Origin of the sequence: Halovibrio variabilis (assembly GCF_007991175.1) — a bacterium.
GTDB classification, from domain to species: domain Bacteria; phylum Pseudomonadota; class Gammaproteobacteria; order Pseudomonadales; family Halomonadaceae; genus Vreelandella; species Vreelandella variabilis.
Window position 1 is genome coordinate 78,789 of sequence record NZ_BJXV01000017.1, and the last position, 10,721, is coordinate 89,509.

At 53.8% G+C, this 10,721-nt stretch carries 13 protein-coding genes; 9 read left to right on the forward strand and 4 right to left on the reverse strand.

The genetic code is table 11. The features are described from left to right. The first annotated feature begins 7 nt into the window (after positions 1-7). The gene (locus tag HVA01_RS14350; RefSeq protein ID WP_146876093.1) at positions 8-553 is read left to right on the forward strand and encodes a hypothetical protein; all 546 of its coding nucleotides are present in this window, start codon (positions 8-10) and stop codon (positions 551-553) included. 87 nt (positions 554-640) lie between these two features. Beyond that, a complete protein-coding gene (locus HVA01_RS14355; protein WP_146876094.1) occupies positions 641-937 on the forward strand; it encodes a DUF1330 domain-containing protein in 297 nt (98 codons plus the stop codon). A gap of 269 nt (positions 938-1,206) precedes the next feature. Here HVA01_RS14355 and HVA01_RS17460 read toward each other — a convergent pair whose 3' ends face one another. Then, positions 1,207-1,377 (reverse strand): hypothetical protein, encoded by a 171-nt coding sequence (locus HVA01_RS17460; RefSeq protein WP_174787784.1) that lies wholly within the window; start codon positions 1,375-1,377, stop codon positions 1,207-1,209. A gap of 123 nt (positions 1,378-1,500) precedes the next feature. Between HVA01_RS17460 and HVA01_RS14365 the strand changes: the two genes are divergently transcribed. Beyond that, complete coding sequence (locus HVA01_RS14365) at positions 1,501-1,815, forward strand: DUF6482 family protein (RefSeq protein ID WP_146876095.1); 315 nt, start codon at positions 1,501-1,503, stop codon at positions 1,813-1,815. 66 nt (positions 1,816-1,881) lie between these two features. Here the strand turns inward: HVA01_RS14365 and HVA01_RS14370 are convergent, their stop codons facing one another. Continuing rightward, positions 1,882-3,078 (reverse strand): Bcr/CflA family efflux MFS transporter, encoded by a 1,197-nt coding sequence (locus HVA01_RS14370; protein WP_146876096.1) that lies wholly within the window; start codon positions 3,076-3,078, stop codon positions 1,882-1,884. Between the two features lie 208 nt (positions 3,079-3,286). On the opposite strand from HVA01_RS14370, the gene HVA01_RS14375 reads away from it, so the two are divergent. Continuing rightward, on the forward strand, positions 3,287-3,805 hold the full coding sequence (locus tag HVA01_RS14375; RefSeq protein ID WP_146876097.1) for a cupin domain-containing protein: 519 nt from the start codon (positions 3,287-3,289) through the stop codon (positions 3,803-3,805). A gap of 87 nt (positions 3,806-3,892) precedes the next feature. Here HVA01_RS14375 and HVA01_RS14380 read toward each other — a convergent pair whose 3' ends face one another. Beyond that, on the reverse strand, positions 3,893-4,891 hold the full coding sequence (locus HVA01_RS14380; RefSeq protein WP_146876098.1) for a virulence RhuM family protein/type II toxin-antitoxin system death-on-curing family toxin: 999 nt from the start codon (positions 4,889-4,891) through the stop codon (positions 3,893-3,895). Positions 4,892-5,395: 504 nt separating this feature from the next. Here HVA01_RS14380 and HVA01_RS14385 point away from each other — a divergent pair. The 5 genes from HVA01_RS14385 (at position 5,396) to HVA01_RS14410 (ending at position 9,542) form a co-directional block, all read left to right on the forward strand. Continuing rightward, a protein-coding gene (locus HVA01_RS14385) for an IS3 family transposase (RefSeq protein ID WP_146876099.1) occupies positions 5,396-6,561 on the forward strand; the annotation gives its coding sequence in 2 pieces (ribosomal slippage) (positions 5,396-5,657 and positions 5,657-6,561; 1,167 coding nt in all). A 342-nt stretch (positions 6,562-6,903) separates the two neighbouring features. After that, positions 6,904-7,152 (forward strand): type II toxin-antitoxin system ParD family antitoxin, encoded by a 249-nt coding sequence (locus tag HVA01_RS14395; protein ID WP_146876100.1) that lies wholly within the window; start codon positions 6,904-6,906, stop codon positions 7,150-7,152. Beyond that, the gene (locus HVA01_RS14400) at positions 7,152-7,451 is read left to right on the forward strand and encodes a type II toxin-antitoxin system RelE/ParE family toxin (RefSeq protein WP_146876101.1); all 300 of its coding nucleotides are present in this window, start codon (positions 7,152-7,154) and stop codon (positions 7,449-7,451) included. Before HVA01_RS14395 ends, HVA01_RS14400 begins: the two co-directional genes overlap by 1 nt. A gap of 440 nt (positions 7,452-7,891) precedes the next feature. Beyond that, positions 7,892-8,224 (forward strand): helix-turn-helix transcriptional regulator, encoded by a 333-nt coding sequence (locus tag HVA01_RS14405; RefSeq protein WP_146876102.1) that lies wholly within the window; start codon positions 7,892-7,894, stop codon positions 8,222-8,224. Beyond that, positions 8,214-9,542: a type II toxin-antitoxin system HipA family toxin gene (locus tag HVA01_RS14410; protein ID WP_146876103.1), complete on the forward strand. Its 1,329-nt coding sequence runs from the start codon at positions 8,214-8,216 to the stop codon at positions 9,540-9,542. The genes HVA01_RS14405 and HVA01_RS14410 overlap by 11 nt, the downstream gene beginning before the upstream one ends. Before the next feature lie 94 nt (positions 9,543-9,636). Here the strand turns inward: HVA01_RS14410 and HVA01_RS14415 are convergent, their stop codons facing one another. Continuing rightward, positions 9,637-10,587, reverse strand: a complete 951-nt coding sequence (locus tag HVA01_RS14415; RefSeq protein ID WP_146876104.1) for a DUF808 domain-containing protein — start codon at positions 10,585-10,587, stop codon at positions 9,637-9,639. Positions 10,588-10,721: the final 134 nt, after the last annotated feature.

Sequence of the window (10,721 nt, forward strand, 5' to 3'; positions counted from 1 at the left end):
GCCTTATATGATCGAGTCACCTGAAGAGCTCGAAGCGATTAGAAAGTCGTGCCATTCGATGGTCACCAAGAGTTCGAGCCTTTCTGCGGGCGCGGCGATAGTCCCGCTACCGGGAGTGGATATTGTCTCGGATGTGGCCATATTGATGCGGTTAATTCCCCGTATTAATGAAAAATTTGGTTTATCGCCCGAACAAATCGACAGCCTGGATACAGAGCCCAAGCTCTTTGTGATGACCACTATTTCCAATACCGGCAGCAAAATGGCCGGTAAATACATCACCAGAAAACTAATCCTGATGCTGCTAAAAAAGATGGGGTTCAAGGGAGCGTCTAAAGGGGCGGCTAAGTTTGTGCCCTTCATAGGCAGCGCCCTAGCAGGGAGTATCAGCTTCAGCGCCATGAAGTACATGGGCAGCCGCCATATTGAGGATTGTTACCAAATTGCCCTGGCGACACTGGAGAATAAGCAGCGGGAATCCGCTGTTATGGTTAAGCCCGCGACTGAACAGGCGTCATCCATTACCTCCGATGGTTCTAAAGAAACCGAGTAGCGGTCAATAGTGTTTTTCTTATATAAACCCGTTTCGAGGCAATGGTATGCTCTGGCTGCTTTCTAAACAGCTACCCAAGGAAATTTAATGCCTGCTTATATCGTAATGACACGAGAACACACCCAAGACGCCCAGGAAATGGAGCGCTACAGCGAGAAGGCACAGGCGGCTCGCGAAGGCCACGACCCGCAACCGCTGGCTTTCTATGGTGATTTTGAAGTGCTCGAAGGCAGCGCCATGGAGGGAGCAGTGATTCTGCGCTTCCCCGATATGGCCGCCGCCCGTGCCTGGTACGAAAGCCCCGCCTACCAGGAAGCCCGCAAGCACCGCTTCCAGGCCGCCGACTACCGCGTCTTTATCGTTGATGGCTTAGCAGAAGCCTAAAAAGCAAAATCCCCGCCTACAATGGCGGGGATTTTCGGCTGTTGCCTTGCTTGCCAATTACCTTATCTATATCACCAGCGATAGTTCACTTTTGCGGTAATTTCTCGGCCCGGATTTTAATAGTCCGCCGTGGCTGACCGACCACATACTGCTCGATGACGCCATTGCCCTGTACAACCCCGATAGTGACGTCATTCTTGGTCAGGTCATAGATGGCCGCCGAGAAAAGCGCATTCATACCAAAGGGGGCGTATTTCGCACCAATTTCGTTACTGTTCGCCCCGCTCAGGTTCAACGCCGATGGTGGGAGGCGTAACCGATTCCACCATGCTCACATAGGTAGAAATTTGGTCGGTGACGCGATAAGTCAGTGCACCCCGAAGTGAGGGCTCAGAGAAGTCATCGAAATCGGTAACGCCTGCCATGCTAGTGCTTGTCACATCTATCGAGTCGTTGCACCCACCGCCCCGTCAAACGCAAAATTGCACAAATCCAAAAAATGCACAATGCTTGTACAGCACTTGCATAGAAACACAGCACGGAAAAACCGTACGGAGAGCACCATGAAATTCGATCAGTTTGTACGACTCGCCCGCCAATCCAGTATCGCGGAGCTACACATTGAATCCCACGAAGGCAACGTCTTCGTCTTTCGGGCGCTCACTCAAGACGGCGAAGAGAACGTACTCGAAGACAGCCACGGCCAGCCTCTTCGTCCGCATTCCCTGAGCGATGCCCGCGAACGGCTCATCAAGGCCGGCGGGCTTGAGGAGCTGCCGCTCTATCTTGTCCAGCAGGTCCCCTACGACGAAATGATCGGGCTGGAGGCCGACCAGGAGGCGCACAAGACGCCGATGACGCTGCATTCGGGCGTCTAGCGTACGTTAAGGCGCATCACCTGAAGGCGTGCCCAGGCCTGAAACAAATGGAACCAGCCTGGCGCCTTACACTCCGACCGCGGCCCGCCCTTTAATGATGGAGCGGGCAAGCAGCAGATACGCCACCGAACCGCAGGCCGCCATGGCCAGGATAACCGCTTCAAGCGTATGCGGCAGCACGGCAGACAGGCCACTCAGAATCCCGGCAATGCCGAATTGGGCTGCACCCAAAAGTGCTGCGGCCGTGCCACCGCTGGTGGGAAAGTACTCTAAAAAGCAGGCCTGAATATTCGGTGAGATCGCCCCCACCGCACCGATGGTCAGCATCATGGCGGGCAGGAAGGCGTACAGCGGCCACGCCATGAAGGCAGCCATCACCAGCAAGAGGATGCCGACCGCCTGACAGCCCGTCGCCAACTGCAGAATGCGAAACGACGGCACCCTGGAAAGCAGTAGCCGATTGAGAATATTGAAGATAAGCATCGCGACAATGTTCGCCGCAAACAGCATCGAAAAGGCCGAGGGCGACTGTTCGAAGTGCCCCTGATAGATAAAGGAAGCATATGTGATAAACATCATCAGGGTAGAAAAAGAAGCGGCCTGCCAAACGATGAACGGCAGCGCTGGCTTGGTGGACAGCACCAGTTTGTAACGCGCCAACAAGCTCATCTGGGGGCTTTTTGCGCGAGACACCTTGCCAATGCCGGTAAAGATAACCCGCACCAGCAACGGTACCAGCAACAGCGCGTATGCCGCCAAGGCGAAGAAAATATAGTGCCAGGAACCTACCGACAGAATCGCGCTGCCGACACTCGGAGCAACGCCAGGCGCCAACACCATGATAAAGCCCATCATCGAGAACAGTTTCGCAGCATCGCGGCCCGCCACCCGGTCGCGCACCAGCGCTGGCACAGACACCAGGGTAAAACCGGCGCCAAGGGCCTGAACTGCCCGCCCACCGAGCAGCGTGTTCAAGGAGTCCGCCATACCAATGACGATGCTTGAGAGTGCGAAAATCGCCAGCCCGCTCATCAGCACACGCTGTCGCCCGAAGCGGTCTGAAAGCGCACCGCCGATTAACTGGCCAACTGCCAATGCGAGTACATACACTGAAACACTCAGCGATACCGCCTGCTGAGAAATCCCCAGCGATTCGCCGATGACCGGAAAGGCAGGCAGATACGTATCCATGGAAAACGGGCCCAGCATCATGGTCAATGCCAGGCTCAGCACCACAATGAAGGGCGTTTTAGATTGGGTCATAGAAGCTCGCGGTTAAAGGGCGTAATGATGGACAGCATCAGCGATATGATAACGGTTGATGCTATCAAGGCAATCGAATAGAAAATGAGGGATACGCTGCTTGGCGGTAATCTACCCAACACTCAGCCGTCTCTTATCGTTTAGCTCAACTATTCTAACGACTATGCTCAAGAAGACGCTGAAAGAATACCTTAACGAGGAGGCCAGGATGTCTATCCCCCAGCCAGAACGACTCCATCTCGACAGCGATGAAGCCACCGGTTACCCTAACTCCCCGCTGCCTGTGCTGATTTACCGCCAGGTTCTCGACATTCGCAATGCAGAGGAACGGGCCAATACCTTTGAAAGCATGTTCAAACAGCACGGCTGGCCGCCAGCGTGGCGCTACCATCTGTATGATTTTGACCACTTTCACTCCACTGCCCACGAGGTCTTGGGTATTTTTCGCGGGCAGGCCCGGGCGCGACTGGGTGGCCCTAACGGCCAGGAGCTGATGCTTTACCCAGGCGATGTGCTGGTGCTGCCCGCCGGAGTTGGGCATGCCAGCCTGGAGGCAGACGATGACTTCTGCATGGTAGGCGCCTACCCACCAGGCCAAAAGCCGGAAATAGAGCGCGGCGACCCGGCACAGCTTGCGGCAGCACATGCGCGGGTAGCGGCCGTGGACTTACCTGAGAATGCACCGGTAGGCGGTTCACTGACACCGCTGTGGGGAGAAGACTCTTAAGATGAGGAGAAAACTCTGCACATGACCTAATCGGCTCATATCTTGAGCCGATTAAGCTCTGTATTAGGCTCATAAGCCAATTGGCCTTCAATCTTCCTTAAGCAGTATAAAATGCTCAATCAACCGTATCATTAGCGTTTTCTGATCAGGCAGGCTTTCCGCCACTAACAGCGCTAACGCCACCAAAGTATTGTCATTGATCAGTTGCTCGACGGGCCGGGCCAGCAGTGCCGCGTTGCGGCGCAGGTACCATAGGAACAGAAACGAGCCACAACGCTTATTTCCATCGGCCAGTGGGTGATTTTTAATCACAAAGTAAAGTAAGTGTGCCGCTCGGGTTGCCACATTGGGGTAAAACAGTTCGTCGCCAAAGCCCTGTTCAATGGTGGCCAAGGCTGATGTCAAACCATCGCCCCGCACCTGCCCAAACAGTTCGGTTGCCTCGCCTTTGGCGATTAAGGTTTGCTTTAACTCACCAATGGCTCTCAAGGCTTCTTCCAACTCCAGCGAGTGCATACCAGGCTGCTTAATGCTTAGCTCGGTTAATTGCTGCTCATCATAGCCCTGCAGCAAACTCCATGAGCGAGCGTAATCGCTAATCACACTCGCTACGGCCTCGCCTTCTGAGGATACCAAGCCTTGATTGGTCAAGGTTCGGCTGAGCAGTGTTAACGCCTGTTCGAACTCTATGCCCCGCTCGGATAAGCGTCGCTGATTCAGAGTATAGCCTTGAACTAAGTGGTCTTTTAGCACCTGAGTAGCCCACTTGCGGAACTGGGTAGCCCGCTTTGAACTGACCCGATACCCCACCGAAATAATCGCATCCAGATTATAGTGCTTGATACGGCGTCGAACCTGTCGCTTACCCTCTTGGCGAACTACTAAGAAATCCTTAGTAGTTGCCTGCTCACCCAGCTCCTCGTCTTTAAAAATATTTTGCAAGTGCATAAGAACGTTTTCGGACGTGGTAGCGAACAAGCTCCCCATCTGCGCTTGGCTCAACCAAACGGTCTCCTGCTCCAGCGTCACCTCTAGGTGTGCTTGCCCATCTTCGCTGGTGAATATCTGTATCTGCTGGTCATTCATAAGTATTGCCTCCAGGTTTACATCAAGCCTTATGCATCCCTAAAGCAAGCATCACTTAATGCAGCAACCTTCACCTTGCCTACCAGAGCAGATACTCAAGTGCGCTTATCATTAGAGATTAAGTAAACCTTAGCATAATAGCTGTGCATTTATACAGCTAAATAGCCTCAATATTCCATCCCATTAACCACGGCCCCTGAAAGAATTGTTTTAAGAGTGCAAACGCCGCCTGAGGTCATCCAGCAACCATTGGCCAGCCTGTCCTAGGGGTTGATTGCGCGCATACGCGGCATCAATCGTTAGCCCTTCATCAGGCGTTGGGGCGTTCTCAATACGAAGCGGAACCAGGCTTCCCTCAGATATCAACTCGGATACAAGATGCTCAGGCATGCGCGACATCGCTTCCCAATATCTGCGCCTGATACTCAACGTGATCGGCATTAGTGATCTTGCCCAGTAGCAGTAGACACCTCAAAAATGTAATACGCTACGATGAGGTGAACCATGGCAAGATCGACGACATCAATGAAGAAAAAATCCTATACCCGTTACTCAGATGCCTACCGTCAAGAAGCGTTAGCACTCGCTGATCGCATTGGCGTTGCAGCAGCGGCTCGTGAGCTGGGCATACATGCGAGTCAGCTTTATCAGTGGCGCTCCAAAGCGCAGTTTCAGCAAGACACCTCTGAACGAGAGCAGTCGTTGGCAGAAGAAAACGCCCGCTTGAAGCGCCAATTAGCCGAAGTAAATGAAGAGCTGGCCATCACAAAAAAGGCCGCGGTGTACTTTGCGAAGAGCCTGAAGTGAAGTACGCCTTTATCCATCGTCATCGCCAGGCTTTCGGTGTTCAGCGTATGTGCCATGTTGTCGGGGTCGCTCGGAGTGGCTACTACGCTTGGCGACAGCGCGAAGGAGCTTCGTCCCCAAAACGCAGCCAGCAAGCCATTATCGATCAGCGGGTGGCGACGGCTTATCACCAACGTAAGGGGCGCTCAGGCGCCCCGAGATTAGCACTAGACCTTCGAGATGATGGGCTGCCGATCAACCGTAAGACGGTGGCTGCCAGCATGCAGCGTCAGGGTTTGCGCGCCAAAGCAGCCCGTAAGTTTAAGGCCACCACAAACTCTCGACATTCGCTGCCAGTAGCGCCGAATCTGCTAGCGCAAAACTTTACTGCCTTAGCCCCCAATCAAAAGTGGGTGGGTGACATCACCTACTTAGCAACAGGCGAAGGCTGGCTTTACCTGGCAGTGCTGATTGACCTTTATTCTCGTAAGGTGGTTGGTTGGGCAATGAGTGAGCGTATGACGGCCGATCTTGTCTGTGACGCGCTTCAGATGGCGCTATGGAAACGCAAAATGCCCAAAGGCGTGATAGTTCACTCGGACCGAGGCAGTCAGTACTGTTCCATGCTTTACCAATCGCAGCTTACCCGGCATGAGCTTAAGTGCAGCATGAGCGCCAAAGGCAACTGCTATGATAATGCCTGTGCCGAAAGCTTCTTCCACAGTCTCAAAGTTGAAGCGATCCATGGGGAGCAATTTAAAACGCGAAACGACATGAGGCGCCAGGTGTTTGAGTACGTTGAACTAGACTACAACAAGCAACGGCGGCACAGTGCCATTGGAATGATCAGCCCAGAGGTATTTGAAGCCCGAATGATCGCTTAAACCAGTGTCCACTCTTGCTGGGTAAGATCATAGTGACGTGACGTTGGTGGCTGGGGCAAAGGCGGTCGATTTAGGCGAGGAAACCATGCAGGGCTTCGTGGAAAAACTCGGTGGGCAGCTTGAACGGGCGGCGGCGAATGCCTAAGGCCTGTTGGCGTTTCAGCGTGGATCGCGTTGCAGCCACAAATGAGCCAGACAAGGCGCAAAAGGGTTATTCCCTTTTGTTCGTTCTAGGAACACTCACCCTCAATGCGCAGCGGGCCTCGTAGGCTAGCACCCTTGCCTTTCTTATCAGCCCCATCTATATTCATATTTGTTACTTTTGAATATAGGAAGCACATCATGGCTACGACCAGCCTTAGCCTAGGGGAGCACTGGGAAGTCTTTATCAGAAACGAAGTCTCCAGTGGTCGCTACGGCTCCGCAAGTGAAGTTGTTCGTGATGCGTTACGCGCCATGGAAGAACGCAAAAGCAAGCTTGAAGCGCTACGTACGCATCTAGCCCAAGGTGCCAAGCAAGCTAGAGCCGGTGAATTCGTGGACGATTTCTCGATGGATACGTTAATCAACGATTTGGATAGTGAAACGTAATGCCCAGGTTCAATATCACACCGAGGGCGAGCGACGATTTAAAAGATATCGGCCGCTATACGGAGTGGCAATGGGGCAAGAACCAACGAAATACCTACCTAAAGGATTTTGAAAAACGATTTCACTGGCTCGCAGAAAATCCACTGTTAGGCAAACATCGCTCTGATATCAGCGAGGGTTATTACAGCTACCCCCAGGGCCAGCACGTCATCTTTTACCTGATTGGCCAAGGGGGCATTGAGATAATCGGCATTCCTCACAAAGAGATGGATATCGTCTCCTATTTCTTGCCCGATTAACTACTTTTAGGTATCGGAAACGACAACCCAGGGATGTTACTTCTATATTGGCGTTCTTGCTGAGCCCAGTTCTCTAAATTTTCTGCCAACATGTCTTATCCTCCACCAAACTGTTGAGCTGATTGAGGTCGACCTCAGCCGAACCGGCATGGTGCGATCTACCGAGGACTGAAACTCCAACAAGATGAACAGGTACACCTCTTGGGTCACCCCTGCCAATTGATATTGACTGAGTTTACTTTCCTACTTTGCAGGTAAGTTTGAGAATACGCTCTCTCAGCTCAGCCTTAACTATGAGCATTTAAAGTGCCATATAAAGGCTTTGCGGATCATAAATTACTCACCAACTTGGCACATTGCCAAAGCTAACCCATAATGAGCACTTAAAAGCCCATAAAGATTTTAATGGGCCTTAAATTACTCAAATCAGCGGGACGACGATGAAACGGGCACGCAGCTACTCTCGCGTCACAAAGCAGGCGCTCTCGATCTTCGGCAAGTTGATCAAGGCTGGCCGCTTGGAGCACAAACTGACGGCTACCGAACTGTCGGAACGCGCAGGCATTACTCGCAGAACCCTCCGCAATATCGAAAATGGCGAAGCTGGTTCTGAGATCGGCACCGTCTTCGAGGTTGCCGCACTCGTCGGCGTCCGCTTGTTCGATGTTGACGAACGGACACTGGCGACGCACAACGCCCATCTCGAAGAAAAACTAACGCTGCTTCCTAAGAGCGTCCGCCATCGTAAGCAGGAGGTCGATGATGATTTCTAAGCTTACTGACCACAAAGAGGCCTATGTTTGGATTTGGCTGCCGGGGGAAACGCAACCCGTCGTGGCTGGCCGCATCACACAGCAAAGGGGCGCCTACGTTTTCAACTATGGCGCTAGCTACTTAGAGCGTGATGACGCGATACCCATCTATGACGCCGAGCTTCCGCTCCGCCGCGGCCTGATCGAACCTGCCGCAGGCTTGGCAATGGCCGGTTGCCTTCGTGACGGCTCGCCCGACGCTTGGGGCCGCCGGGTTATCATCAACCGCCTTATGGGTGTCAATGCCGCCGAGACCGAAACCGGCGACATCGACGAACTCACCTATTTGCTTGAGTCGGGATCGGATCGGATCGGTGCCCTCGATTTTCAGCACTCCGCCATGGAATACGTTCCCCGCCTTAAGGCAGAAGCGTCCTATGAGGAATTGCTGGAAGCAGCCGAAAGGATCGAGCAAGGTGTCCCGCTGACACCCGCGCTCGATCAGGCGTTGAACCACGGCACATCGATCGGCGGCGCCCGTCCCAAAGCCCTGATCGATAACGGCGATCACAAAACAATCGCCAAGTTCTCGTCGAGCACGGACATTTACAGCGTCGTGAAAGCGGAATTTATCGCCATGAAGCTCGCAGCTTTATGTACTCTCGATGTCGCCCCGGTCTCAATGATCGCGGCAGCGGGCAAAGACGTGCTGCTCATCGAACGCTTTGATCGCATCCAATCAGCGGCTGGCTGGCAGCGCAGAGCAATGGTGTCGGCGCTGACGATGCTCGGCCTTGACGAAATGATGGCACGCTATGCGTCTTATGAAGATGTTGCCGAGATCATCCGTCACCGCTTCACCAAGCCAAAGAAAACGCTGCGAGAGCTCTACGGACGGATCGTTTTTAATATCCTATGCGGCAATACGGACGACCATGCCCGCAACCATGCCGCGTTTTGGGACGGCGAGATGCTTACCTTGACCCCTGCCTATGACATCTGCCCGCAGGGAAGAACCGGCAACGAAGCAACACAGGCGATGCTGATCAAGGGTGAAAACCGTATGAGCACGCTGCACAGTTGCCTCGCGGCCGCGCCTGATTTCTTGCTCAATGACACAGAAGTCAAGAGCATTATTGAGAACCAACTCGCAACGATTGCCAGTGAATGGAATGGGCTCTGCGAAGAAGCCAAGCTGACCGAGACCGACCGGAAGCTCTTTGCCGGCCGGCAGTTTTTGAACAGCTATTGCACTGAAGGCCTGGGGCTCGAACATAGCGCGCTACTTGAAGGCTTTGAAGATGCGCGTGCGCAGTTGCTCCGATCCAGAAACGGGTGATAGACGGGAAGTACTCTCTCCCCTATCTCACACGAAAGGCCGCCATATAGATGGCGGGCGCTTAGAAGCCTGAAATGCACTTCGCCGCCCGCACCTATTCGGCGTGCGCTTTCTTAACGGGAACAAGGTGCAGCACCCCCACCACCCCTGAGCCCACCACAAAGCCAATCACCGCAGAGCACAGCGTATTGAAGCTCCAGCCCAGCATGCCGCCCAAGGCACCGGTTGCCTCGCTAATGCCTAGCTCAATATGATGTACCCACGCATAGGGCGCGTTGAACCAACCCATGCCATCGGCACCCAGATTGGCCATCAAAATATGCCCACCCACCCAGAGCATGGCGACGGTGCCCACCACCGAGATGGTTGCTAGCACCTTGGGCATGGCCGTCACCAGACCCCGGCCCAGTGTCTGCACGCCCAAATTATCCCGCTGGGCAAGCTTCAGGCCGATATCATCCATCCTAATCAACAGCGCGACCACGCCATACACCAGAAGTGTGATGACAAACGCCACCACCACCAGGCTCGTCAGCTGCGACCAGAACCCTTGATGGGAGACAGTGGCAAGCGCGATCACCATGATTTCAGCGGACAGAATCAGGTCGGTGCGAATGGCACCACTCACGATCTTTTTCTCGGCTTCCGGCCCCTTTTCTACCGCGGGTTTGTCGTCGTCATGCTGGCCAGAGAGCTTGTGCCACACCTTCTCAGCGCCTTCAAAGGCCAAGTAGGTGCCGCCCACCATCAGGATGATTGGCAATAGCGCGGACAAAAAGTGATTCAGCAGCAGCGCCACCGGCAGGATAAAAATCAGCTTGTTGCGGATGGAGCCCAATGCGATCTGCTTCACAATCGACAGTTCACGCTCCGCAGCCACCCCTTGTAAATATTGCGGCGTAACCGCCGTATCATCCACCACCACCCCGGCCGCCTTCGCCGTCGCACGCCCGGCGGCAGCGCTCACATCGTCCAGTGATGCTGCGGACAACTTCGCCAATGCGGCAATGTCATCCAGTAATCCTATCAAGCCGCCTATGGCCATGAATGCTTCCTCCGTGAATAACAGGTGCAGATAGTAAAGCACACAGCTGCTGAGTTACCTGCAAATGGATTTAAAACACTACTTAAACACCTTGCTCAAGGGGCTGAACAAGTGAGAACCGGGGGGGGGGGGGG

Excerpts from the sequence above, each read along its gene's own strand:
- HVA01_RS14350 (WP_146876093.1), top strand. The coding sequence starts at position 8 with ATGATCGAGTCACCTGAAGAGCTCGAAGCGATTAGAAAGTCGTGCCAT.
- HVA01_RS14400 (WP_146876101.1), top strand. The coding sequence starts at position 7,152 with ATGCCCAGGTTCAATATCACACCGAGGGCGAGCGACGATTTAAAAGAT.
- HVA01_RS14355 (WP_146876094.1), top strand. The coding sequence starts at position 641 with ATGCCTGCTTATATCGTAATGACACGAGAACACACCCAAGACGCCCAG.
- HVA01_RS14410 (WP_146876103.1), top strand. The coding sequence starts at position 8,214 with ATGATTTCTAAGCTTACTGACCACAAAGAGGCCTATGTTTGGATTTGG.
- HVA01_RS14395 (WP_146876100.1), top strand. The coding sequence starts at position 6,904 with ATGGCTACGACCAGCCTTAGCCTAGGGGAGCACTGGGAAGTCTTTATC.
- HVA01_RS14405 (WP_146876102.1), top strand. The coding sequence starts at position 7,892 with ATGAAACGGGCACGCAGCTACTCTCGCGTCACAAAGCAGGCGCTCTCG.
- HVA01_RS14375 (WP_146876097.1), top strand. The coding sequence starts at position 3,287 with ATGTCTATCCCCCAGCCAGAACGACTCCATCTCGACAGCGATGAAGCC.
- HVA01_RS14370 (WP_146876096.1), bottom strand. The coding sequence starts at position 3,078 with ATGACCCAATCTAAAACGCCCTTCATTGTGGTGCTGAGCCTGGCATTG.
- HVA01_RS14380 (WP_146876098.1), bottom strand. The coding sequence starts at position 4,891 with ATGAATGACCAGCAGATACAGATATTCACCAGCGAAGATGGGCAAGCA.
- HVA01_RS14415 (WP_146876104.1), bottom strand. The coding sequence starts at position 10,587 with ATGGCCATAGGCGGCTTGATAGGATTACTGGATGACATTGCCGCATTG.
- HVA01_RS14365 (WP_146876095.1), top strand. The coding sequence starts at position 1,501 with ATGAAATTCGATCAGTTTGTACGACTCGCCCGCCAATCCAGTATCGCG.